The organism is Amycolatopsis albidoflavus (genome assembly GCF_039525725.1).
Taxonomy (GTDB): Bacteria; Actinomycetota; Actinomycetes; order Mycobacteriales; family Pseudonocardiaceae; genus Amycolatopsis; species Amycolatopsis albidoflava.
Map to the genome: position 1 here is coordinate 1 of NZ_BAAAHV010000029.1, position 24,491 is coordinate 24,491.

General features: G+C 68.8%; 22 protein-coding genes. 11 read left to right on the forward strand and 11 right to left on the reverse strand.

From position 1 onward, the window contains the following. Positions 1-436: IS30 family transposase (locus ABD156_RS43985; RefSeq protein WP_344287494.1), on the forward strand; the 436-nt coding region annotated here is incomplete at its 5' end. 575 nt (positions 437-1,011) lie between these two features. Here ABD156_RS43985 and ABD156_RS43990 read toward each other — a convergent pair. The 5 genes from ABD156_RS43990 to ABD156_RS44010 all read right to left on the reverse strand — a co-directional run bounded on the left by ABD156_RS43990 (position 1,012) and on the right by ABD156_RS44010 (position 8,025). Next, positions 1,012-2,298 carry an amidohydrolase gene (locus tag ABD156_RS43990; protein ID WP_344287495.1) on the reverse strand — a complete coding sequence of 429 codons (1,287 nt, stop codon included), beginning with the start codon at positions 2,296-2,298 and terminating at the stop codon, positions 1,012-1,014. Positions 2,299-2,488: 190 nt separating this feature from the next. Continuing rightward, a complete protein-coding gene (locus ABD156_RS43995) occupies positions 2,489-2,803 on the reverse strand; it encodes a hypothetical protein (RefSeq protein ID WP_344287497.1) in 315 nt (104 codons plus the stop codon). Positions 2,804-2,992: 189 nt separating this feature from the next. Next, entirely contained in the window at positions 2,993-3,982 is a 990-nt protein-coding gene (meaB, locus tag ABD156_RS44000) for a methylmalonyl Co-A mutase-associated GTPase MeaB (RefSeq protein ID WP_344287499.1), read from the reverse strand. Positions 3,983-3,985: 3 nt separating this feature from the next. Beyond that, complete coding sequence (gene scpA, locus ABD156_RS44005; RefSeq protein WP_344287501.1) at positions 3,986-6,154, reverse strand: methylmalonyl-CoA mutase; 2,169 nt, start codon at positions 6,152-6,154, stop codon at positions 3,986-3,988. After that, on the reverse strand, positions 6,151-8,025 hold the full coding sequence (locus ABD156_RS44010; RefSeq protein ID WP_344287503.1) for a methylmalonyl-CoA mutase family protein: 1,875 nt from the start codon (positions 8,023-8,025) through the stop codon (positions 6,151-6,153). Before ABD156_RS44010 ends, scpA begins: the two co-directional genes overlap by 4 nt. 241 nt (positions 8,026-8,266) lie before the next feature. On the opposite strand from ABD156_RS44010, the gene ABD156_RS44015 reads away from it, so the two are divergent. Then, a complete protein-coding gene (locus ABD156_RS44015; RefSeq protein WP_344287548.1) occupies positions 8,267-10,000 on the forward strand; it encodes a serine/threonine-protein kinase in 1,734 nt (577 codons plus the stop codon). A 266-nt stretch (positions 10,001-10,266) separates the two neighbouring features. Here the strand turns inward: ABD156_RS44015 and ABD156_RS44020 are convergent, their stop codons facing one another. After that, positions 10,267-10,677, reverse strand: a complete 411-nt coding sequence (locus ABD156_RS44020; RefSeq protein ID WP_344287505.1) for a winged helix-turn-helix transcriptional regulator — start codon at positions 10,675-10,677, stop codon at positions 10,267-10,269. Between the two features lie 71 nt (positions 10,678-10,748). Here ABD156_RS44020 and ABD156_RS44025 point away from each other — a divergent pair, with 71 nt between their 5' ends. Further along, a complete protein-coding gene (locus ABD156_RS44025) occupies positions 10,749-12,146 on the forward strand; it encodes an FAD-dependent monooxygenase (protein WP_344287507.1) in 1,398 nt (465 codons plus the stop codon). Positions 12,147-12,187: 41 nt separating this feature from the next. On the opposite strand, the gene ABD156_RS44030 is transcribed toward ABD156_RS44025, so the two are convergent. Beyond that, on the reverse strand, positions 12,188-12,808 hold the full coding sequence (locus ABD156_RS44030) for a MerR family transcriptional regulator (RefSeq protein ID WP_344287550.1): 621 nt from the start codon (positions 12,806-12,808) through the stop codon (positions 12,188-12,190). Between the two features lie 116 nt (positions 12,809-12,924). Here ABD156_RS44030 and ABD156_RS44035 point away from each other — a divergent pair, with 116 nt between their 5' ends. Genes ABD156_RS44035 through ABD156_RS44045 form a run of 3 tightly spaced genes read left to right on the forward strand, consistent with a single transcriptional unit; the run spans position 12,925 to position 15,109 of the window. Further along, entirely contained in the window at positions 12,925-13,902 is a 978-nt protein-coding gene (locus tag ABD156_RS44035) for a hypothetical protein (RefSeq protein ID WP_344287509.1), read from the forward strand. After that, the gene (locus ABD156_RS44040; RefSeq protein WP_344287511.1) at positions 13,899-14,327 is read left to right on the forward strand and encodes an ABA4-like family protein; all 429 of its coding nucleotides are present in this window, start codon (positions 13,899-13,901) and stop codon (positions 14,325-14,327) included. Before ABD156_RS44035 ends, ABD156_RS44040 begins: the two co-directional genes overlap by 4 nt. Further along, positions 14,324-15,109 (forward strand): purine-nucleoside phosphorylase, encoded by a 786-nt coding sequence (locus ABD156_RS44045; RefSeq protein WP_344287512.1) that lies wholly within the window; start codon positions 14,324-14,326, stop codon positions 15,107-15,109. Before ABD156_RS44040 ends, ABD156_RS44045 begins: the two co-directional genes overlap by 4 nt. Before the next feature lie 102 nt (positions 15,110-15,211). Here the strand turns inward: ABD156_RS44045 and ABD156_RS44050 are convergent, their stop codons facing one another. Next, a complete protein-coding gene (locus tag ABD156_RS44050) occupies positions 15,212-16,363 on the reverse strand; it encodes a glycosyltransferase (protein WP_344287514.1) in 1,152 nt (383 codons plus the stop codon). Positions 16,364-16,420: 57 nt separating this feature from the next. Here ABD156_RS44050 and ABD156_RS44055 point away from each other — a divergent pair, with 57 nt between their 5' ends. Next, the gene (locus tag ABD156_RS44055) at positions 16,421-18,049 is read left to right on the forward strand and encodes a phospho-sugar mutase (protein ID WP_344287516.1); all 1,629 of its coding nucleotides are present in this window, start codon (positions 16,421-16,423) and stop codon (positions 18,047-18,049) included. 10 nt (positions 18,050-18,059) lie between these two features. Next, entirely contained in the window at positions 18,060-18,509 is a 450-nt protein-coding gene (locus tag ABD156_RS44060) for a flavodoxin family protein (protein WP_344287518.1), read from the forward strand. Between the two features lie 461 nt (positions 18,510-18,970). On the opposite strand, the gene hisS is transcribed toward ABD156_RS44060, so the two are convergent. Then, the gene (hisS, locus tag ABD156_RS44065; protein ID WP_344287520.1) at positions 18,971-20,266 is read right to left on the reverse strand and encodes a histidine--tRNA ligase; all 1,296 of its coding nucleotides are present in this window, start codon (positions 20,264-20,266) and stop codon (positions 18,971-18,973) included. A 36-nt stretch (positions 20,267-20,302) separates the two neighbouring features. Then, positions 20,303-20,686: a hypothetical protein gene (locus ABD156_RS44070; RefSeq protein WP_037816084.1), complete on the reverse strand. Its 384-nt coding sequence runs from the start codon at positions 20,684-20,686 to the stop codon at positions 20,303-20,305. Between the two features lie 161 nt (positions 20,687-20,847). Between ABD156_RS44070 and ABD156_RS44075 the strand changes: the two genes are divergently transcribed. Both ABD156_RS44075 and ABD156_RS44080 read left to right on the forward strand, forming a co-directional pair. Then, entirely contained in the window at positions 20,848-21,297 is a 450-nt protein-coding gene (locus tag ABD156_RS44075) for a hypothetical protein (RefSeq protein ID WP_344287522.1), read from the forward strand. Between the two features lie 39 nt (positions 21,298-21,336). After that, positions 21,337-21,690, forward strand: coding sequence for a hypothetical protein (locus ABD156_RS44080; protein WP_344287524.1), 354 nt, complete (start codon positions 21,337-21,339; stop codon positions 21,688-21,690). 3 nt (positions 21,691-21,693) lie between these two features. Here ABD156_RS44080 and ABD156_RS44085 read toward each other — a convergent pair whose 3' ends face one another. Continuing rightward, positions 21,694-22,602, reverse strand: coding sequence for a LysR family transcriptional regulator (locus ABD156_RS44085; protein ID WP_344287526.1), 909 nt, complete (start codon positions 22,600-22,602; stop codon positions 21,694-21,696). Between the two features lie 190 nt (positions 22,603-22,792). Here ABD156_RS44085 and ABD156_RS44090 point away from each other — a divergent pair, with 190 nt between their 5' ends. Then, complete coding sequence (locus tag ABD156_RS44090) at positions 22,793-24,487, forward strand: adenine deaminase C-terminal domain-containing protein (RefSeq protein ID WP_344287528.1); 1,695 nt, start codon at positions 22,793-22,795, stop codon at positions 24,485-24,487. Positions 24,488-24,491: the final 4 nt, after the last annotated feature.

The window sequence follows — 24,491 nt, forward strand, 5'->3', positions numbered from 1 at the left end:
GACCCTGGTCGAACGCCAGACCCGGTTCACGATCCTGGTGCCGCTGCCCGACGGCCGCGACGCCGCCGCCGTCGCGACCGCGATGACCGCGGCGATCACGACCCTCCCGCCGCTGCTGATCCGGTCGCTGACCTGGGACCAGGGCACCGAAATGGCCCAGCACAAGAACATCGCCCTCGCCACCGGGCTGGCGATCTACTTCTGCGACCCCCACAGCCCCTGGCAGCGCGGCAGCAACGAGAACACCAACGGCCTGCTCCGCCAGTACTTCCCCAAAGGCACCGACCTGTCGGTCCACACCCCCGACGACCTCGCCGCCGTCGCCGCCGAACTCAACGGACGACCCCGCCAAACCCTCGACTGGCACACCCCAGCCGAAACCCTCAACACGCTACTCTCACACCAACAAACACCAGGCGTTGCAACCACCACCTGAATCCGCCTTCCCCTCACGGACTTTCAGCCGTTCGAGAGGCGAACCAAACCGCTCCTCCGGAGCGCGCCCGGCCTCGCGGCGGCGGTCCGGGAGGCTCGTTTTCCGAGCCATCCACAGCCCGCCCAGGCCGTCCCCAGGCGAGCCGGGAAGTTGTCCCCAGCGGTGCGGCCCTGTGGATAACTCTGCGTCTCCGGACTATCCACAGCCCGGCCGGACAGCCGCCCAATACCACACGGCAGAGGCTCACCCACACGGGCATCGAGCACCTCAGGGCGCAGGAAAAACAGCAGCGCGTGACCAGAAATGGCGGCAGAAATCAGGGCAGCGCAGCACCGCCGCCAGCCGCGGATTTCGCCAAAGCCATTGCCGCACAACACGAAATCCACCAGAGGCAGTCAACGGCCACCTGCCCAGCCAAGGCAGCACAAAAGTCCGAAATCACTCTCGGTGAACAGGCCAAGACCAAGGCATCGGCGGTCTAGACCACAGGGCGTAACTCCCCGCTGACACCCCCGCACGAGGGGTACCTCTCACCCACCCAAGTTATCCACATCGACCCGCAGCCTGTGGATAACTCAGGCCAGCGAGGCCAGTGCGGTGTGCACCAAAGTGCGGACTCCGACGAGCAGCGCGCGCTCGTCGAGGACGAACGTCGGGCGGTGGATGTCGGCCTGCGGAGCGGGCGGGCCGGACCACACGCCGAGCCGGGCGAAGGCCCCGCCGACGTGCTCCAGGTACCAGCCGAAGTCCTCGCCGCCGGACGACTGTTCCGTCCCGGCGAGCCCCGCTTCACCGACCGCCGCCTCGACACCCGCGCGCATCAGCGCGGTCGACTCGGCGTCGGACACTACGGGCGGCACTCCGCGCCGGTAGTCGAGCGAGAAGCCGACGCCGGTCGGGGCCAGCAGCGATTCCACTGACGACGCGACGAGCGGCTCCAGCGCCTTCCACACCTCGTGGTCGGCGGTCCGCAGCGTGCCGCGCAGGACGCCGTCCTGCGGCACCGCGTTCGCGGCCTGGCCAGCGTGCACCGCGCCCCACACCAGCACCGTGCCGGACCGCGGGTCGACGCGGCGGGACAGCACCGAAGGCAGCGACGTGATGACCGTGCCCAGCGCGTACACGAGGTCCGCGGTGAGGTGCGGCCGCGAGGTGTGGCCGCCGGGCGAGGTGAGGCGCAGTTCGATGAGGTCGGCGGCGGACGTCAGCGCGCCGACCCGAGTGCCGACTTTGCCCGCTTCGAGCCGCGGGTCGCAGTGCAGGCCGTAGATCCGCTCGACGCCGTCCAGCGCCCCCGCGGCGATCATGTCCAGCGCGCCGCCGGGCATGACCTCCTCCGCGGGCTGGAAGATCAGCCGCACGCGGCCGGGCAGCTCGGGCGCGCCGGCGAGCGCGCGGCCGGCGCCGAGCAGGATCGCGGTGTGCGCGTCGTGGCCGCACATGTGCGCCGCGCCCTCGGTGGTGGAGGAGTACGGCAGGCCGGTGTCCTCGGTCAGCGGCAGCGCGTCGATGTCCGCGCGCAGCGCGACGCAGCGCTCGCCCTTGCCGATGTCGCACACCACGCCGGTGCCGCCGGGCAGCACCCACGGCTTCAGCCCGACCCGGCGCAGCAGCGACACGATCAGCTCGGTCGTCGCGTACTCGTCGCGCGACAGCTCGGGGTGGGCGTGGATGTGCCGCCGCCACGCGAGCACGTCGGTCGCGTTCGCGCGCAGCCAGTCGTCCAGCCAGAACGGGCCGCGGCCCGCGCCAAGGTCTTCCACCGGAGCCATGCTGACGCCGGCTTCGGAGAGCAGCGCGCCGGGCGCCGCGATCGGGTTGTGGTCACCTGGAACGTCCGGCCGTGAGTCCAGCACCGTCACGCCGCACCTCCTCCCGCAACACGAGCGCAGGGGAACACGCAACGTGCCGATCGATCTGTCTTACGCATTGGAGTCGATCGTGCACCATGCAGGTGGCAAGCGGCGGTGCGGTGCGCTCCGACCAAGACGGCCGGTAGAAGATCTGCGGCGAACGGCTGACGAAGTTCGGCGTGGGTGAACGCCGGAAAGCTCAGCCGCCTTGGGCCTTGCGACGCTTGATGCGGTGGCGGCGGCCGAAGAACACGATGGCGAGCAGCACCACCGCGGCCCCGCCCGCGATGAGGTTCTTCTTCGTCTTGTCGGCGTTGGCCTTGTCGGTCTGCGTGGGGTCGAGCACCGGGCCGGGCGGTGCCTGATGGACCGCGTTCACCTGCGTGATCGCCGTCTCAGCCGCCACCGTGACCGCGGCGGGAGCCGAGGTCGCCGCGGACGCCGCCACCGGCAGCACCCCGGTGAGCAGCACGCCGAGCAATCCGGCCAGCAGCAGTCCCCGCACCTTCGCCATGACTTCCCTTCTACGCCGTCACCGTGCATTGTGCCCGCCGAAGCTTCGGCGCGTCAGCCGCCACGCGGTGGAGCCGGGTCCGCTCGCCCCGTGCTGACGACCGCCGGGCGCATCAAGCCCCTGAGACGGTCAAAAGACACTTGTGCGCACAGCGTTTTTTCTTCTTGGACAACGTTCAAGAAGAGGAGGTCACGAGGGCTCGGTGAACGCCGCCAAGATCCGCTGCGCGGCCAGCGTGGCGGTGAGTTCTCCGTCGCGCACGGCTCGTTCCACATCGGCTACCTGCGCGCGGACCGCCGGATGCGCGGTGAGCCGGTCGAGCAGCTGCTCGCGGACCATCGACCAGGTCCAGTCCACCTGCTGCTTCTTGCGCCTCTCGCCAAGATCACCCGATTCGGTGAGCACCTCGCGGTGCTTCCCGATCGCCGCCCACACCTCGTCGAGGCCGCTGCCTTCGAGCCCGCTGCACGTGAGCACCGGCGGCGTCCAGAGCGCGTCCTTGCCGTAGATCATCCGCAGCGCGCCCTGCAGTTCGCGCGCGGCGCGCTTGGCGTCGCGTTCGTGCGGGCCGTCGGCCTTGTTCACGGCGATGACGTCGGCGAGTTCCAGCACGCCCTTCTTGATGCCCTGCAACTGGTCGCCGGTGCGCGCCAGCGTCAGGAAGAGGAAGCAGTCGACCATGTTCGCCACGGTCACCTCGGACTGCCCGACCCCGACCGTCTCCACCAGCACGACGTCGAAGCCGGCCGCCTCCATCAGCACGATCGTCTCGCGGGTCGCGCGGGCGACGCCGCCGAGCGTGCCGGACGTCGGCGACGGCCGGACGAACGCCTTCGGATCGACCGCCAGCCGCGCCATCCGGGTCTTGTCGCCGAGGATCGAGCCGCCGGTGCGGGTCGAGGACGGGTCGACGGCCAGCACCGCGACCCGGTGCCCGGCCGTGGTGAGGTCGGTGCCGAGCTGGTCGATAAATGTCGACTTACCGACTCCGGGCACGCCGGTGATGCCGACGCGTTTCGCCCCGCCGGCGTGCGGGAGCAGCTCGACCAGCAGTTCCTGGGCTTGCCGCCGGTGGTCCTCCCGGTGCGATTCGACCAGCGTGATGGCCTTGGACAGGGTCCCCCGGTCGCCCGCGAGCACGCCCTTGGCGTATTCGCCGACGTCGATCCGCCGCGGCAAGGTTCAGGACTCCTGCGCGGCCAGCTGCTGGAGCAGGTCGATCGCGGCGTCCGCGAGCACCGTGCCCGGGCCGAAGATCGCCGCCGCTCCCGCTTCGCGCAGCTCGGGGTAGTCCTGCGGCGGGATCACGCCGCCGACCACGACCATGATGTCCTCGCGGCCCAGCTCGGCCAGCTCGTGGCGCAGCGCGGGCACCAGCGAGAGGTGCCCGGCGGCCAGCGAGGACACGCCGATCACGTGCACGTCGGCTTCCGACGCCTGGCGCGCGACCTCGGCCGGGGTGGAGAACAGCGGGCCGACGTCGACGTCGAAGCCGAGGTCGGCGAAGCCGGTCGCGATCACCTTCTGGCCGCGGTCGTGGCCGTCCTGGCCCATCTTCGCGACGAGGATGCGCGGGCGGCGGCCTTCGTCTTCAGCGAATTTGTCGACCAGTTCGCGGGCCTTCTCGACGTTGTCCGACTTCCCCACCTCTTCCCGGTACACGCCGGAGATCGTGCGGATCTGGCCGGAGTGGCGGCCCCAGTTCTTCTCCAGGGCGTCGGAGATCTCGCCGACGGTGGCCTTCGCGCGCGCGGCGTTGATGGCCAGCTCAAGCAGGTTGCCGTTGTTCTGCGCGCCTTCGGTGAGGCGGCGCAGAGCGTCCTCGGTGGCCTGCGGGTCGCGTTCTTCGCGCAGCCGACGCAGCTTCTCGAGCTGCTGTGCGCGTACGCCCGCGTTGTCGACCTTGAGCACGTCGATCTGCTCGTCGTCAGTGACCTGGTACTTGTTCACGCCGATGACCGGCTGTCGTCCCGAGTCGATGCGCGCCTGCGTACGCGCGGCTGCCTCTTCGATGCGCAACTTCGGGATGCCTTCATCGATCGCGCGCGCCATGCCGCCCGCGCCCTCGACTTCTGTGATGTGGCCCCACGCCTTGCGCGCGAGGTCGTAGGTGAGCTTCTCTACGAACGCGCTGCCGCCCCACGGGTCGATGACGCGCGTTGTGCCGGACTCCTGCTGCAGCAACAGCTGTGTGTTGCGCGCGATCCGCGCGGAGAAGTCGGTGGGCAACGCCAGCGCTTCGTCAAGAGCGTTGGTGTGCAACGACTGTGTGTGTCCCTGGGTCGCGGCCATCGCCTCGACGCACGTACGCGTGACGTTGTTGAAGACGTCCTGCGCGGTGAGAGACCAGCCTGACGTCTGAGAGTGCGTACGCAGCGACAGCGACTTCTGCGACTTCGGGTCGAACTGCTTCACGAGCTTCGCCCACAGCAGCCGAGCGGCGCGCAGCTTCGCGACCTCCATGAAGAAGTTCATGCCGATGGCCCAGAAGAACGACAGCCGCGGCGCGAACTTGTCGACGTCCAGCCCGGCTTCGACGCCCGCGCGGATGTACTCGACGCCGTCCGCGAGCGTGTACGCCAGCTCCAGGTCGGCGGTCGCTCCGGCCTCCTGCATGTGGTAGCCGGAGATGGAGATGGAGTTGTACTTCGGCATGTGCTGCGAGGTGTAGCCGAAGATGTCGGAGATGATCCGCATCGACGGCTGCGGCGGGTAGATGTAGGTGTTGCGGACCATGAACTCCTTGAGGATGTCGTTCTGGATGGTCCCCGCGAGCTGCTCCGGCTTCACCCCCTGCTCCTCGGCCGCGACCACGTACAGCGCGAGCACCGGCAGGACCGCGCCGTTCATCGTCATCGAGACGGACATCTTGTCCAGCGGGATGCCGTCGAACAGCTGGCGCATGTCGTAGATCGAGTCGATCGCCACGCCGGCCATGCCGACGTCGCCGGACACGCGCGGGTGGTCGGAGTCGTAGCCGCGGTGCGTCGCGAGGTCGAACGCGACCGACAGGCCCTTCTGCCCGGCCGCGAGGTTGCGGCGGTAGAAGGCGTTCGACTCCTGCGCGGTGGAGAAGCCGGCGTACTGGCGGATCGTCCAGGGCTGGTTGACGTACATCGTCGGGTACGGCCCGCGCAGGTACGGCGCGATTCCCGGGTACGTGCCGAGGAAGTCCACATCGGACAGATCGGCGGCGGTGTAGACCGGCTTCACGCCGATGCCTTCGGGGGTTTCCCAGGCCAGCGCGTCCGGGCCCTTGCCGGTCGCTTCCTGCACGGCCTGTGCCCACGCCGCTCGGTCGCCGGGCTCGGGCGTGCCGAGGGGGACGTCGGCGAAATTCGGGATGCTCATGCGGAGACTCCCAGCTGTGCGTGGAGGCTGGTCAGGACTTCGAGCGCGTCGCACCCGGCGTACAAATTGCCGCTGATTCCGTCGTAGGTTCCCTTGCCCGCCAACAGAACCTGCTTCGCGCCGAGCGAAGCCGCGACGGACGCGGCCTGTTCCTCGTACGCCGCGTCGGTGCCGCAGACGCAGGCGACCTTGGCGCCGCTCTCGCGGAACGCGCCGGGCAGGTCGTCGGTCGCGCCGGGGTTCACCGCCTCGATGCCGCCCGCCTGCAGCAGGTTCGTCGCGAACGACGCGCGGCCGGTGTGCGCGGCGACCGGACCCAGCGTGGCCAGGAAAACCTTCGGCCGCTCGCCGTGCTCGGCGAGGTAGGCGTCGGACGCGTCGCGCAGTTTCTCGTACTCCTCGGCGTACCGGTGCCGCGGCAGTCCGCCGTCCACAGTGGACGGAACCGGCTCGCGGGTGACCGGCTTTTCGTCCAGGTTCGGGAACTCGCTGACGCCGGTCAGCGGATCGCGCCGGGTCGCGAGACGGCTCGCGCGCTTTCCCCAGGTCTCGGCCAGCCGCCCGGCCAACGCGCCGGACGCCAGCTCGGCCTCGATGCCGCCCGCCGCCTCGATCGCGGTGAACTCGCGCCACGCGGCTTCGGCGAGTTCGTCGGTGAGCTTCTCGACGTACCAGGAACCGCCCGCCGGGTCGATCACGCTGCCCAGCTTCGACTCTTCGATGAGGATCGCGTTGGTGTTGCGGGCGATCCGCGAGGAAAACGCGTCCGGCAGGCCGATCGCCGCGTCGAACGGCAGCACGGTGACCGCGTCCGCGCCGCCGACTCCCGCCGCGAAGCAGGCGACGGTGGTACGCAGCATGTTCACCCACGGGTCACGCTGGGTGAACATCGACGGCGACGTGACCGCGTGCTGATGCATCCCGCGCGCGTCCGCGGCCGCTCCGGAGACTTCGAGGACCCGATCCCACAGCCGGCGCGCGGCGCGGAACTTGGCGATTGTCAGGAACTGGTCCGCAGTCGCCGCAAGCCGGAACTCGATCTGCGCGGCCGCCGCGGCGACGTCCAAACCGGCCTCGGTGAGCGCCCGCAGATAAGCGACGCCGGACGCGATCGTCGCGCCGAGTTCCTGCGAGTCGGAGCCGCCTGCCTCATGAAATGGCAGTCCGTCGGCGACGATCGTGCGAACCTTGGGGTACTTAGGGGCAACCTTCGCGGCCAATTCCGCGGCCGGACCGAGCGGCAAGGCCTGCCCTGTACGCGCCGAGGTGCCGATCGGGTCCGCACCGAGCGTGCCGACGGCTTCGCTGGCCGGGACCTCGCGCTCGGCGAAGAGGTCGAGAAGCGCCTGAGCTGCGGTTTCGTACTCCGCACCGGCGTCGAGGACAACCGGCGCGAGGCCGACGTACACCTCGTTCAGCGCGTCCTCGAGCGCGGAAATCGGCAGCGAACCCGCGCCGAGCCGCAGCCACACCGAAGACGCGCCGCCTTCGAGGTCAGCGAGGATCGCCGCGTTCGCCGCACGGACGTCTTCGCGCTGGTGACGGACCCGGATGTCCCACCCGGTGTCGACGACACCCTCGGGCCGGGCCCCGCGCACGAACGGCGGCAACCCGGGGAAGCCGAGGTCGCCGCCAGCGACACCAGCGCTGTCAGACGTGTATAGCGGCTGGATTTCGATGCCGTCGTAGGTGCGCGAGGCGAGCTTGCTCTCCGGCGCGCCCGCGAAATCCTCGGGGAGCCTGCCGCTCTTGCGCAGCACTCCCGCCACCAGCTCCTGCCACTGGGCGCGGTCCGCGGTCGGGAACTCCGCCGCGAGCGCGAGCCCGGGCTCGGAAGTCGGCGCCGACTCCGGACCAGCCACGTTCGTCATACCCAGTGATGGTAGAGGCAGGCCACCACCCGCACCTGTGACTCTGCTCGCCCCCCGTACGGGTGAACTCAGGGGTAGCGGTGCTGAGTCGAAGAGGGAGCGCGGCGTGGGCCACAATCATGGGGTGCCCTCGGAGAACAGCGACCTGGACCAGCCCGGCAACACCGACAGCACCGGCTCCGCGAACGCCGAGCCGTCGCCCGGCGGCGACCAGCCGCGGGTAGTCGCCGGGCGCTACCGGCTGCGGTCGATTCTGGGGTCGGGCTCGATGGGCACGGTCTGGTCGGCCTACGACGAGTTCCTGCACCGCCCGGTCGCGGTCAAGGAGATGAAGGTGCCGCCGGGCATCCCGGCCGAACAGGCGGACGAACTCCGCGAGCGCACGCTCCGCGAGGCCCGCGCGATCGCAGTGCTGTCGCATCCGAACGTCATCACCCTGCACGACGTCGCGCGCGAGAACGACGCCCCGTTCGTCGTGATGGAGCTGCTGCCGTCGCGCAGCCTCGCCCACCTGCTGCGCGACCACGGCCCCCTGACGGTCGAGCAGGCCGCAGCCGTCGGCATCGCGGTCGCGGCGGCTCTCGAAGCAGCCCACGACGCAGGCATCACGCACCGTGACGTAAAGCCAGGCAACGTCCTAGTGGCGAGCGACGGCCGCATCAAGCTCACCGACTTCGGCATCGCCCGCAACGTCTCCGAAGCCACCATGACGCGAACCGGAATCATGCTCGGTTCGCCCGCCTACATCTCGCCGGAAGTCGCTTCCGGCGGTGCAGTAACCCCCAACGCAGACCTGTGGGGCCTCGGCGCGACGCTCTTCGCCGCCGTCGAAGGCGCACCCCCGTACGACGCGGACGGCGACCCACTGGAAACCGTCGGCAAGGTCGTCAACGGCAAGGTCCCGCGCCCGAAGGCAGGCCCGCTGGCCGACGTCATCACCGCGCTGATGAAGAAGGAGCCGGAAAAGCGGATCTCGCTGCGCGAGGTGCGCCACCGGCTCTACCCCATGCAGAACAAGGCCGCCCTAGACCTGTTCGGCCCAGAACTGTTCCGCACCCCAGACGGCAAAAAGACGGCCGCCCACCTGGACGCCACCGACACCCAGGTCATCAAAACGGTCGCCCCGAAACCCGATACTCCCGACCAGCCCGCCGCACTGGCAGCAGACCCAGGCCCGCTGCCCTTCATGCGCTCGGGAAACACCGGCTCCGCCCCCGCCTTCACCCCCGCGCCCCCACTGCCGGCCCCACCACCGCTGCCCGCCCCGCTACCGCCACCACCCCCACGCCGCAGCGGCAAAGCAACAGCAATGCTGGCCGTCGCGTCGATGGTCCTCTTCGCCCTGGCCTGCGGCGGCGGTTTCGCACTGGCAAGGGTGGTGAGCGGCCAAAACCTGCTGCCACCACAAGGCCCGGAAACCGGAGTGCTGGCCACCCTGGGCACAGTCGCAGGCTCCTCGGAGCCGCTGAAACTGGTCCCCCAACACGGCAACGCAAGCGCAACGGCAAACGTCTCGCGAGACAGCGAATACACCGTCTCGGTGCCAGAAGGATGGAAACGCTTCATCGCGTCCCGAAAATCCGCTTACGGCACCTCAACGGTAGTCCAATACCTTTCCCAGGACGGCCGCCAATCCCTGCGCCTGGAACGAATCCCGAACTTCTACGAGAAGTATTCGCTCAGCGACGCAATGGCAGCCCTGCGCTCGTCAGGTTCGCAAGACTCATTCAACTTCACCCGAGAACCAACAAAAACGAACAACGGCGTAGAAGTAATGTTCCGCGCAGTAGAACGCGCACAAAGCCACTCCGCCAACCCAGACGCAGTAATAACCCGCGCAACCTACGCCCTGATCAAACAGGCCGACAACACCCTGTGGCTGCTATCCCTAACAGTCCCAGCAGAACAAGAAGACACGGCCTCCGCCACCTTCAACCAAATAGCACCAACCTTGTCTTTCCCAGCAACTTCATAACCCGCACCACTGCACCCAACCTTCGAGGCACCCAGCCCCTCCCCCAACCCCGATACGAAGCCTCCCTGCGGCCTGGGGGTGCTTGTCAAGGCATCTTTCCCGCCTTGACAAGCACCCCCAGACCGTCAGCACAATCAAGCTTCGGGGTGCCCCACGCAACCAAGGGGCCAATGTCGCCGCCAGGCGACGAGCCCGACCCCCACGCACTTCAAAGTGCCTTTTGCACCCCCACCCCAACTAACCCATCATGGTCTTACCCACCCACCTCACCCCACCCGCCCCCGTTCCCGCCCAACCCCCCGAACCGCACTAACAGCCCGATTCCCAGCAACCTCCCCGTGGTGCGCAACAGCCCAATCCACCATCCCCCGAACCGCGTCAACCAACGACCGCCCCAAATCCGTCAACGCATACTCCACCCGCGGCGGAACCTCCGCATAAGCAGTCCGGACAATCAACCCGTCCCGCTCAAGATGTTTCAACGTCTGAGTCAACATCCGCTGCGAAATCCCCACCACACTCGCCTGTAAATCGGAATAACGCAGCGAGCCAGAACTCAAAGTGCTGATGGTCAACACCGTCCACTTGTCGCCAATCCGGTCGAGCACCTCCCGGACGAACCCGCCGTCCCCCGGCCACGCCTGGCACGGACCGCCGGCCTGTCGCACTGACGCCATCCCACTCCCCTTCCGAGCGCAACCGCACTACCAGTATGTAGCCACCTCATTCCAGAGAAGAAGTGATCACTGTGCACGCACCCGACACCATCGTCGTCGGAGCAGGCCCGGCAGGCCTGTGGACCGCGGCCGAACTGGCCCTGGGCGGCAGCCGACCACTGGTCCTAGAACAGGCCGAACACCGCAGCCCGCACTCGAAAGCGCTGGCCATCCACCCGCGCACCATCGAAGTCCTCGCGATGCGCGAACAAGAACAAGCCTTCCTCAACGACGGACTTCCCCTGCCAGACGGACACTTCGGCATGCTGCCCGCCCGCCTGGACTTCCAAGACTTGGCAACGCCGTTCCCCTTCCAACTCGCCCACCCACAACTGCGCACCGAAGAACTCCTCGAACACCACGCACTGGCCCAAGGCGCAATACTCCGGCGCGGCCACCGCGTATCCGGGCTGAGCCAAGACGACCACGGCGTGACACTGCAGGTCAGCAGCCCAGACGGCGAGTACGAAATCACCGCGGACTACGTAGTCGGAACAGACGGCGCAGGCAGCACCGTCCGCCACGCGGCGGGAATCGACTTCCCCGGCACCGACTCAACCGTCTTCGGCTTCCTCGGCGACGTCGAACTGACCGACCCGCCGGAGGGACCTGGCTACTGGCACAACGAACACGGCGCGCTGATCGTCGTCCCGCTCCCTGGCGGGCTATGGCGTGTCACCGGCTCCGCCCCGTCCGACCCCGATCCAACCCTGGAATCCCTGCGAGAGACGGCAAAACTGATCGCAGGCACGGATTTCGGCCCGCATTCCCCGGTATGGCTCTCCCGCTTCGGCAACGCCACCCGGCTCGCGGCGGAGTACCGAAAGGGCCGGGTATTCCTGGCAGGCGACGCCGCGCACAGGCATTTCCCGGCGGGCGGCGTCGGACTGAACGTGGGCCTGCAAGACGCGATGAACCTGGGCTGGAAGCTCGCCGCGGTCCAGCAGGGCCGGGCGGACGCGACTCTGCTGGACACCTACCACTCGGAACGCCACCCCGTCGGCGTGGCACTCGGCGAACACACCAAGGCCCAGACCGCCCTGATCACCGCCACCACCGAGGAAGGCCAGTCTCTGCGGCGGTTCATGACGGACCTGCTGCGCAGCCATCCCGACGTGGCGACCGCACTGGCCAACACGGTGACCGCGCTGGACGTGCGCTATCCGGGCGACGGTTCCCTGGCAGGCCAACGCTTCCCAGCCACCCGCGAGCAACTGCGCCTGTTGCGCGACGGCCGTCCAGTGCTACTCGCCAAGGAAGCCAGCCCGGAACTGAAGGACCTAGCCGCGAACACGGACCTCCAGCTGTACGAGACCGAACTGCCCTGGCCGACGGCCGCGGTGCTGATCCGCCCGGACGGCCACGTCTGGGCCGCCGGGGACACTGCCGGGCAGTTGGCGAACGCGATGGCGCAATTGCCTTTGACCTGACCAAAAGCTGCCCCTGGGAATGCTCTCCCCGGGGGCCGCGCTCACCCCTCCGTATACCGCCGCGCAGTCTCCGCGGCCTGCGCCAACCTCCGCAACCCCTCGAACAACCGGTCCCCCAACACCGTCCCCACCACGGCAGCCTCAACAATCCGATCCATCGACACCCCTGCCTCGAGAGTGTCCAAGTCAGCCTCAGCGATCCGATCAGCGATCTCCGCGTATCGCCCGAGCTGATCGAGCAACGCCTGATGCCCCAGCGCACGGATCGTGCAGAGAGTCCCCACCAGCAAGTCCGCCACCGGCGTGTCCGGCCCGAACTTCCACCCGTGCTCCTTGGCGAGCGAGGTCAGCAACCCCATCGCCCACTCGCGGTCATCAGCGGAGACCTCCGCCTTGAACCCGGTCAGCGCCCGCTGCGCGACCCCCAGCACGTTGTACGCGGCCCGGTCGGAATCAACCGCAGCGACGACCTCCCGCACGGTCGCCACCGACAGCCCGCCGACCTCGACCAGCGCCCGGATCAGCTTCAGCCGCCGCACGTGCTCCTCGCCGTAGCGCGCCTGGTTCGGGCTGGTCCGCTCGCCGGCCGGGAGCAGCCCCTCCCGCAGGTAGTACTTGATCGTCGCCACCGGGATCCCGGACTCGGCGCTCAGCTCTGCCATCCGCACCCGCTCGACCCTACTTCCGGACTTCCGGGAAAAACCCTGAGGACATCTCAGGATAGATAGTTTAACTTCCCATAGTGGAGAGCAGCACTATCCATTCTGGGAGGAACCTTATGACCGCCACTCTCGACCCGCCCGCGACGCTGAACACCGCACGGATGCGCACCTGGCACCGGCCCTCGCTGTGGTTCGCCGGGGCGATGGCCGTCGCGACCGTGCTGTCCGTCGCGGCGATGCTGATCGACCACCGCACCCTGCTCGGCGCGCCGATCTGGGCGAAGCCGTTCAAGTTCGCCGTGTCCGGCGGGCTCTACTTCTTCACCTGGAGCTGGCTCGTTTCGCTGCTGCGCGGCCGGCTGCGCAAGGTCGCGAGCGTCGCCACGACGGTCGCCGTCGTGCTGTTCGCCGCGGAATACGTGGCGATGGCCTTCCAGGCGGCCCGCGTCCGGCCGAGCCACTTCGCGAACACGTCCCCGTTCGACGCCGCGCTCTTCCAAGCGATGGGCGTGATGGTGGCGGGGCTCTGGCTCGCCACGCTCGTGGGCACCGTCGCGCTCATGTTCACCCGGATCGAGGACCGCGCGGTGTACTGGGCAGTGCGCACCGGCGCGGTCGTCGCGCTGATCGGCGCCGGCCTCGGCGCGACCATGACCCAGCCGACCCCGATCGAACGGGCCGCGATCAAAGCCACCGGCCATTCCGACCTCATCGGCGCGCACAGCGTCGGCGTCGCGGACGGCGGCCCTGGTCTTCCGCTGCTCGGCTGGAGCACCACCGGCGGCGACCTGCGCATCGCGCACTTCATCGGCCTGCACGGGCTGCAAGCGTTGCCGCTCTTGGCTTTCGGGCTCGCTGTGCTCGCGACGCGACTGCCTCGGCTGCGCAAGAGCGCGGTGCGCGTGCGGCTGGTGTGGACGGGCTCGGCCGGCTACGCGGGTCTCGTCGGCCTGATCCTGTGGCAGGCCGAACGCGGAGAACCGCTCATCTACCCGAGCGGGACGACGCTGGCCGCTGCCGGCCTGCTCGTCGGCGTCATCGCGGCGGCCGCGGCGGCGTCGGTGCTGGTGCCGGTCCGGAAGGCGGTCCGGTGAGCGACCTGACCGTCTTCGCCTGGACGTTCCCGGTCGCGGTGCCGTTCTGGGCGTTGATGATCTTCCTGCCCGGCTGGCGCGGCACCCGCCGGATCCTGGCCCCGCCGTGGGTGCCACTGCTGCCGCTGGTCTGGTACTTCGTGCTGGCCATCCCGCATTTCGGCGAGCTGTGGCATGCGATGCAACGGCCGGATCTCGGTGTCTTGCAAGGGTTTCTGAGCACGTCGTACGGGGCCGCGCTGGTCTGGGCCCACCTGATCGCGTTCGACCTGTTCATCGCGCGCTGGATTTTCTTCGAGGCGCGCACGCACCGGATCCCGTGGTGGGTGCTCAGCCCGCTGCTCCTGCTGACGATCTTCCTGTCGCCGTTCGGGCTGGTCGCGTTCCTCGCCGTGCGCGGCGCCCGGATACGCTCGGCGGCATGAGCAACCTGGAGGAGGCGGCCGCCGCCGTCATCGCCGAGCGCACCGGCGTCGAGAAGCACGACATCGCCGTGGTGCTGGGTTCGGGCTGGCGTCCGGCCGCGGACGTGATCGGAACCGCCGACGCGGAGATCCCGTTCGGCGAACTGCCGGGCTTCACCCCGCCCGGAGCCGTCGGCCACGGCGGCACGGTGCGGTCGCTGCGGATCGGCGAGAAGCGCGCGCTGGTCCTGCTCGGCCGCACGCATTACTACGAGGGCAAGGGCATCGACCCGGTCGTGCAGAACGTGCGCACGGCCGCGGCGGCGGGCGCGCGGACGGTGCTGCTCACCAACGCGGCGGGCGGGCTGCGGGAGGGCATGAGCGTCGGACAGCCGGTGCTGATCTCCGACCACCTCAACCTGACCGCGCGCTCCCCGATCGTCGGCGCGAACTTCGTCGACCTCACCGATCTCTACGCCCAGCGGCTGCGCGACCTGGCGCGGGAGATCGACGATTCGCTGGAGGAAGGCGTCTACGCGGGCCTGCCCGGGCCGCACTTCGAGACGCCCGCCGAGATCCGGATGCTGCGCACCATGGGCGCGGACCTGGTCGGCATGTCGACCGTGCTGGAGGCGATCGCCGCCCGCGCGGCCGGGCTCGAGGTGTTCGGGCTGTCGCTGGTCACGAACCTGGCCGCGGGCATGACCGGCGAACCGCTCAACCACGAGGAAGTCCTCGAGGCCGGACGGCAGTCGGCGACGCGGATGGGCTCGCTGCTGAAGGAACTCGTCGCCCGCGCCTGAGTTCCGGCGAGCGCCCCAATGTGGCATTGGGTGCGTCCCGCGCACCCAATGTGGCGTTCGGTGCATCCCACGCACCCAACGCCACATTGGGGCGCAAGCCGCTCAGACGTACTGCGGCAGCTGCGCGACCACGTCCTCCGGCGAAGGCATCCCCGCGACCTCCGCGGCCAGCCCGCGCACGGCGTCCGCCACCGTGCTGTCCGCCAGCAACCGGCCGGCCGCCTCCCGGACCGCGTCCGTCGTCAGTTCGTCGCCGAGGAGCTTCGCGCCCGCACCGGCCTCGACCACCGCGGCGGCGTTGGTGAACTGGTCCGCGCCCTGCGGCAACACCAGCTGCGGCACTCCCGCGGCGAACGCGCCCAGCGTGGTCCCGCTTCCGCCGTGGTGCGCCACCAGATCGACGTGCGGCAAGAGTTCCGACTGCGGCACCCACGCCTCCAGCTGCACATTCGACGGCACCTCGCCGAGCGCCTCGACGTCAACGGACGGACCGGTCGCCACCAGCACGTCGACGTCAAGCGAGGCCAAGCCCCGCAACGCCGACGTCAGCAGATGCGCCTGGCTCGCGCCGGTGGTGCCGAGCGTCAGGTACACCAGCGGGCGGCTGCGATCGCGGCCTTCGATGCCGGACGGCAGCTCGCCCGGTTCGCTCCAGCCGACCGGGCGCAGCGGCACGCGCCGGGCCCCGGCGACGAACTCCGGCGCCTGCACCGACTGCGGGCAGATGTCCACGAACGGATGGCCCCAGAACAACCGGCTCTCGCCGACAATGCCGAGTTCGGCGGCCAACGCGTTGAGCTGCTCGCGGATGTACTCCATCGGGCTGCCGGAGGACACCCGGCCGAAGCCGTGCCCGATCGCGGGAATCCCGGCCTGATGCGCGGCGAACGCACCGCCCGGATTGCCCATTTCGTACACGACCAGATCCGGTTTCCGCTCGGCAAGAACCGGAGCGAGGTCGGTCATGAACCGGGTGGGCAGCAGCTTGCCGAAGGCCTTGCCGATCGCCTCGTTCAGCTCAGCCTGCGGGACCTCATAGCGGCTGCGAGTGTCTCCGGTGAACAGGAGGCCGAACGCCTCATGCAGAGTCAGCCCGGCGGCGGCGGTTTCGAGGCCTGCTTTCTCGAGCGTCGGATGGAAGTCGGGGGCGGTCGCATAAACCACGTCGTGGCCCGCGTCGCGCGCGGCGACGGCGAGCGGCAGCAACGGGTAAAGGTGCCCGTATGACGCGAGGGAAGCGAAAAGAATGCGCACCACGCGAGCGTATCGCCAGCCACCACCCGATTTCCCGATCCGCGTAAGCTGGCCCGGGTGTCCGACAGCCTCGATTCCCGCCTGCGCGATTCCGTCTACCGCTGGATCACCGACGACCCGGATCCGGGCTCGCGCGAGGAGCTGACCGCCGTCCTCGCCCGCGCGATGGGCAAGGAGCCCGGCGCGGCCGAGGAGATCGCCGACCGGATGGCCGGGCCGCTGGAGTTCGGCACCGCGGGTTTGCGCGGGCCGGTGCGCGCGGGTCCGAACGGGATGAACGTCGCGGTCGTCACGCGGACCACCGCGGGAGTCGCCGCGTGGCTCGCCGCGCAGGGGCACGCGGGCGGCGTGGTCGTGGTCGGCCGGGACGCGCGGCACGGTTCGGAAGCGTTCGCCACCGCGGCGGCCGAAGTGCTGACCGCCGCCGGGTTCGCGGTGAAGGTGCTGCCGCAGCCGTTGCCGACGCCGGTGCTGGCGTTCTCGGTGCTGCACTACGGCGCGGTCGCCGGAATCCAGATCACCGCGTCGCACAACCCGCCCGCGGACAACGGGTACAAGCTTTACGACGCCACCGGCGGACAGATCGTGCCGCCGTCCGACGGCGAAATCGAGCGCGCGATCCAGTCGGCCCCGGCCACTCGGAGCATTCCGCGCCAGCCCGGTGCCGAGGTCGTCGACCCGCGCGAGGCGTACCTTTCCGCGGTCGGCGCGCTGCCGCGCGGCACGACGCGCGAGCTGCGGATCGCCGCGACGGCGTTGCACGGCGTCGGCGCGGAAACCCTGCGGGCCGCGCTTTCGCGGGCCGGATTCACTGACGTACACCTGGTTTCCGCGCAGTCCGAACCGGACGCCGACTTCCCCACCGTCTCGTTCCCGAACCCCGAGGAGCCCGGCGCGACCGACCTCCTGCTGGCGCTGGCGTCCGAAGTGGACGCCGACCTCGCGGTGGCGCTCGACCCGGACGCCGACCGGTGCGCGCTCGGCGTCCGCGGCCCCGACGGCTGGCGGATGCTGCGCGGCGACGAGACCGGCGTCCTGCTCGGGTCGCATGTTCTGTCCACAACGGACGCTCAAGACCCGTTGGTGGCCACCACGATCGTGTCCTCGTCGCTGCTCGGCGAAGTGGCGAAGGAAAAGGGCGCGCGCTACGCGGAGACGCTCACCGGGTTCAAATGGCTGGTCCGAGCCGGCGAGGGTTTGGTGTTCGCGTACGAGGAAGCCCTCGGACTATGCGTGAACCCGAGTTTTGTTCGCGACAAGGACGGCATCTCCGCCGCGGTCGCGGGCGCGGACCTGGCCGCCACGCTCAAGGCCGAAGGCCGCACCCTGCTGGACGTCCTCGACGACGTCGCGACCCGGCACGGCGTGCACCTCACCGATCAAGTCTCGTTGCGGGTCACCGATCTTTCCGTGCGCGGCCGCCTCATGGCCTCGTTGCGGGCGAACCCGCCGGCCACGCTCGGCGGGGTGCCGGTGACGCTCGAAGACCTCCTGCCGGACGCCGACGTGCTCCGGCTGAGCGGCGACGGCGTGCGTGTCGTAGTGCGGCCGTCGGGCACGGAACCGAAACTGAAGGCGTACCTGCAAGTGGTGGCTCCGGTGACCGGCGAACTCGCCGACGCGCGGCGCGGCGCGGCGGAAGTTCTCGACGCGGTCCGCGAGGAGATCACCGCACTGCTGCGCTGACGGGAGAACCATGCCCACGTTGCTGATCGTGCACCACACGCCGTCGCCGTCGATGCAGGCGATGTTCGAGGCCGCGCTCGCCGGCGCGAACCATCCGGACATCGAAGGCGTCGACGTCGTCCGCCGTCCCGCGCTCGGCGCGACGGCGGCCGACGTGCTGGCCGCGGACGGCTACCTCCTCGGTACGCCGGCAAACCTCGGCAGCATGAGCGGAGCGTTGAAACATTTCTTCGACACCGTGTACTACCCGTGCCTGGACTCGACGAAAGGCCGCCCGTTCGGGGCGTACGTGCACGGCAACAACGACACGTCCGGGACTGTGCGGCAACTCGACGCGATCACGACCGGGCTCGGCTGGACCCGGGTGGCCGAGCCCGTGCTCGTGACGGGCGAACCGGACAAAGCCGCGCTGGAAGCGGTGACCGAACTCGGCGGAACCCTTGCCGCGACGCTCATGTGAGCAGCGCCCGCTCCGCTGAGCGGGGCCGAAAGCCTCTGCGGGGAAAGTAAAGAGGCCTGTCACCGGAAGCCCTGGGGGTCGACCTCCGGCAACAGGCCAAGTCAAGGGTTCGCAACGAAGGCGATCGACCTCGACTACGCAAGGGTACTACAAAGAACCGATCATGACGACCCTGCAATGACAACCAAGCGTGCTCGAATCAACTCCGAGGGCGCCGACCAGGCCCGCGAAGCCGGAGAAACCTGGATCTGGCCCGGCCGCCGTCCCAGTCAGTGGACCATCGCCCCGCCGCGCGCGCCGGGGCCGAGCTGATCTTGAGTGTCCATTGTGGAGCGTCCAGCCGGGTGACCGATTCATCGGCTCCCGACTGCCACGAGTGAAGAAACCGCACCGGATCCACCCGTCGGCGGATAAAACAAGGCGGGCGCCGGTCCGGAGACCGACGCCCGCCTCGGGGAAAATCAGGCAGGCGAGACCATCGCCTGCACCGCCGCCGGCACGTCGGCCAGCGCGACCTGCTGCTGCTCGCGGGTGGCCAGGCTCCGGACCGTCACCCGGCCCGCCGCCCAGTCCTCCTCGCCCACGATGACGACCGCGACCGCGCCCGCCTTGTCCGCACGCGTGAGCTCCTTGCCCAGTTTGCGCAGTTCCAGCGGGGTCGACGTGCGCAGCCCCGCCTTCCGCAGCGCCGTCGCGACGTCGCGGGCCGGGTCTGCCAGGTCCTCGGTGACCGGGATGACCGTGACGTCGACCTCGCTGCGCGGCTGCGGCGTGAGGCCGTGCGTGTCGAGGAAGTCCATCAGCGTCACGTCGCCCATGCCGAACCCGATGCCGGAGATCTGCTCCTTCGTGAACATCGAGGCGAGGTTGCTGTACCGGCCGCCGCCGAACAGCGCGCGGCGGTTCTGCGGCGAGGTGTCGAAGACCTCGAACACCGTCGACGTGTAGTACGCCAGCCCGCGCACGATCAGCGGCTCGTACCGGACCAGGCTCGCCGCGCTGCTGGACAGCACCTTGACCAGGTTCGACTCGGCCTTGACCTCCGCGGGCAGTTCGTCGAGCAGCGCCGGGCCGGCGCTGAGCGTCTCGGCGAGCTTCTCGTACTGCTTGTCCGACAGCCCGATCTCGGCCGCGCTGGCCGCGTGCTCCTCGGCCGAGGTCTTCTCCCACCGGTCGACGAGCGCGAACACCTGCGGCAGGTGGTCCGGCGAGATGCCGACGACGTCGGTCAGCGCCGACGACAGCAGGTTCCGGTCGTTGACGCGCACCGCGAACATGTCCGGGCTCGCGCCGACCGCGCCCATCAGGTCGTGGATCAGCTCGAACATCTCGATCTCGCAGTTCGCGCTTTCCGAACCGAAGATGTCGGCGTTGATCTGCCAGTGCTCGCGGACGCGGCCGCGCTGCGGGCGCTCGTAGCGGTGGCAGTTCGGGTGGCTGTACCAGCGCACCGGGAACGACAGCGATTTCGCGTGGCCGGCGATCATCCTGGCCACCGACGGCGTCATCTCCGGGCGCAGCGCGAGCCGCTCGCCGCCGCGCGTGGTGAGCGTGTACAGCTGCTGGTCGGCGATCTCCTGGCCGGACTTCCGCTCGTAGACCTCCGCCTGTTCCAGGACCGGGCCGTCGTAGCGGAGGTAGCCGTAGCGCTCCAGCACGTCGTAGAGATGGCCGAACACCTGCATGCGGACGGACATTTCGGCGGGGAGAAAGTCGCGGGTCCCCTTGACAGGCGCAGTTGACAGGTATTCAGGCACGTCATCCAGCTTAACGACCCGACGCCAGCGATTTCGTCAGGGGAACGCGACGCCGTAGGCGGTGAGCAGCATGGCCGCGCCGAGCAGCACCGCGCCGCCAGTGGTGACGCTCATGCCGACGCGGGTGCGCAGCATCGCGAGGAAGAACCCGCCGGACTGCGCGAGCACGCCGAACAGCAGCAGGAAACAGACGATCCAGCGCGCGGTGTCGCCGAGCCCGCCGTGCTCGACCAGCTGCAACGCGGCGAGCGTGAGGACTAGCAGCACGCCGGCGTGGGCATGTCCGGCACGGAAGAAGCCACGCTGCTTCTCGGTGAGATCGCCGCGGCGCAGGACGCCGCTGAGCGCGTAGCCGCCGTACATGACGGTCGGCAGCGATACGAGCGCGATGACGGTGAACAACTGGACTGGGCCGTGCATGGTCGCCTCCTTGGGGTGCGGAAGCGACCATAACACTGTTTTAAAACACTGTCACGAAACTTTCTCGCCGACGGTCACGCCGTCCCCCTTGCCGGTGGCTGTCCCCCGACCGTCGAGGGAATTGAGCAGCGGCGCGAGCGGCGGTGCACTGCGCTGGGTTCATGACTACCTCGATGCGGCGACACGCCCGATGGGCCGGTCTCGCCTTGTCCCTCGCTCTCGGCGGCCTCTGCCTGGCGGCACCTGCCGAGGCGGCTGTCCCGCAGGCCAACGCTCCGGCCGCGCACCAGGCCGGGAAGAAGACGCCCGTCCACATCAAGGCCGGACCGGTGAAGGCCAAGGTGCACAAGGGCGAGCAGCTCCGGATCCACGGGCACTTCGCGACCGGCCCGGCGGGTCGCGCCGACGACGGCGGACTCCTGTACCTGCAGGAGCAAACTCAGGCCGGGGCCTGGGTGAACCTCGCCTCCGCCTCGTGCGCACCGGACAACGACTTCGACCTCGGCATCCGGCTGAACGTCTCCGCGACGCTGACACTGCGGGTCTACCACCCCGAATCCACCCTGTTCGCCACGGCCGTCTCCGCTGTGTTCACCGTGGTCGTGCTCTAGAACCGAGCCGGTGGCTGCCCGCGGCGGAGAACGGGCATCATGTCGGGCGTGAGCCAGCCCGGGGATGCCGCTTCGCCGCAGGTGGCTTATGCCGACCAGCTCCGCCAGCAATCGGCGACCTGCCGGTTGCTGGCGGAGAAGCAGCGCGAGAACACTGCTGTGTTCGAGGGGTTCGCCGAACGCGGTCTTCCCGGTTCCGCCGAGATGGCAGTCCGCTCCGAACGTTCGGCCCGGTTCCTGGTGTTGCTCGCGTCGGTGATCGCCGAGCAAGCGCTCGCGCACGACGAACTGATGGCCGCCGGTGGGCCGGAAAACTCGCGCGCTTACGTCGAATACGAGGCGACGACCCGGCGGCTACGGGCGTTGCTGCCGACCGACACTCTCACCGACTGAGCCCTACGGCCGCGGAGTCTGCGCGTGGGTCAGCGCGCCCACGATGTCCTCGGCCAGCAACAAACTCGCCAGACCGTGCCCGTGTTTTTCCCGCCGCACCAACGAAACCACGTTGTTGCTGAACGCATCGCGGACGGGGCGGAAGACGAGGCGGCCGTCTCGGATCTCCTCGGCGATGTCGAATTCGCTGAGGAACGCGATGGCATCACCGGAGGCGGCGAGCCGTTTCATTGTCTCGATCGAGTTGGTGTGGAAGGCCGGTTCGATGTCGAGACCGGCTTTGGCGAAGGCTTCCGCGACGATGCCGTGGATGACCATCGAACGATCGGCGAAGATCAGCGGGTAGGGCGGGCACTGCGCGAGCGGGATCGGGTCCGCGCCGGCGAGCGGATGGTGCGGGGCGACGACCACGCCGAGCCGGGTGTTCATCTGCCAGCAGACCTCGAGGTGCGCCGAGGGCGGGACGTTGAAGCCAAGCCCGAGATCGGCCTCACTGGCCTCGACCGCGTGCAGGATGTCCTGCGTCGTCATCGTGCGGATCGAGATGCGGACTCGCGGATGCCGGCCCCGGAACGCCGCCGCGGCGGTGGCGACGACGCTGCTGGCCAGGCCGGTCATCGTGGCGATCACGACCTCGCCGCTGCCGAGCGCGTGCAGGTCCCGGATGTCCGCGACTGTCTCGCGGTACTGCTGCAGGGTGCGCCGGACGTGCGCGAGCAGCGCTTCCCCGGCCGGTGTCGGACGCATTCCGCGCGGCAGACGGTCGAACAGCGGCTGGCCGAGTTCCGCTTCCAGCAGCAGGATCTGCCGGTTGATCGCCGACGGCGCGACGTGCAGCCTCGCCCCGGCCGCGCGGATGGACCCGAGGCGCGCCACTTCGTCGATGTACTGCAGCAACCGCGAGTGGAGCACGGGTGAACCTCCCTAGCCCTCCTTAGCGTACGAAAAAAGAGTACACGTCGTACGAAAATGAGTGCTTGTCAGCAACGGTATGCGCCGGGTTCTATCAGTGCACCAACGACAGCGAAGCGAGGACACTGTGCAGGATCCGACGACGTATCCCCCGATCCCGGCCGAAGACGTTGCCGCGCAAGAAGATCACGTGCGGACGATCTTCGGCATTCTCTCCGGCGAGCAGGAAGCGGACCTGCTGCTGCGTAATCTCAACATCGTCGACGTGCACACGGAAAGTGTCTATCCCGGCTCGCTTCTCGTTTACCGGCAGCGGATCGTCGCGCTGAACCCCGACGAGTCGGTCGTGCGGGTGCGCGAGGCCTTCGATGGCGAAGGGCTTTACGCGATTCCCGGATTGATCGACGCGCATCTGCATTTCGAATCGCAGCTCGCGCATCCGGCGGCGTTCGGCGAGGCGATCGTCCCCAGTGGAACGACCACGGTCTTCGGGGAAACCCTGGACTTCGCCAGCGCGGCCGGCGACGAGGCGGTGGAAGCCGTCCAGACGTTGTTTGCCGACCACGAAAAGCTGCCGTATCGGCTGTACGCGTTCGCGCCGGGGAAGAAGACCTCGACCGACGTCACCGAGGCCATGTTGAAGATGGATCCGGTGATCGGGCTGGGCGAACTGGCGCATCTGTCCTACATGACCGGGGACGCCGACGACTTCCGCAAGTCCGCACTGGGCCGCGCGAATTCCGGATTCGTGAACTGCCACTGGGGCGTCACGGCGTTGTCGGACATGCTGCTGAACTACATGCCCGCGATCGGCGTCGACAACAATCACGACGTCTGGAACGAGGACGACATCGAAAAGAGCGTCCGCTACGGCCTGAACACGCAGATCAAGTTCGGCGTCGGAAGCCCCGAGGTCATCCGGACCATGTTGCGCGCCATCGTGAAACGGCGCTGGCCCGCGGAGAACTTCCAGCTCTGCGCGGACAACATCTCGGTGGACCGCGTCCTGCGACAGGGCCATATCGACTGGGTGATCTCGCTGGCGATCGAAATGGGAATGCCGCCGATCAAAGCGATCAAGATGGGCACGCTGTACGCCGCCCGTTCCTTCCGCAAGGACCGCGATCTCGGTTCGCTCAGCCCGGGTCGCTTCGCCGACATCGTCCTCACCGACAGCCTCGCGAAGATCAACCCGCGGTATGTGTTCAAGGGCGGCGAACTCGTCGCACGCGACCGCAAGTTGCTCAACCGCGTCGGCATCGATTACTCAAGCCTGGCCAAAGAACCGAAGCCCGGTCTCGCCGAGCTGACCGCCGGGCAACTCGACCTGACCCCGCTGGAAATTTCGCCCGAAGGCGACCAGGCGAAGGTGCTGCTTTTCGACGTTTACGGACGCGGACATCTCAAGTTCGCCCAAGAAATCTGGGTACCGTTCCGCGACGGCGTGGTCGTGCCCGAGCACGAAGGCGAGCAGCTCAACCGGATTTCAATCGTGCAGCGTTATGCCGAAGGAAAGCGGCACATCGTCACCGGGCTGTTCAAGGGCGTTTCGATCGACCGTGGTGCGGTGTCAACGTTCTGGCCCGCTCCGTCGGCATACTTCGTGAGCGTCGGCAGCGACAGCGCGGAAATGTGCGCCAACCTCAAGCAGTTGGACGCACTGGTCGGCGGCTGTCTCGTGACCGAGGACGGCGAGACGAAAGCCTGCCTGCCGCTGGAGTTCTACGGCGTGATGGCCGACATGAACCTCGCCGAACTCGTCGACGCGACCCGCTCCGTCGACGCCGCGCTCGAGAAACTGGGCAACCGCAACGAGGGCGAGCCCGTCGTCAACAAACTCCTGACCCTGTTCATCTCGCTCGACCGTTTCGGATTCATGAAGTAACCCT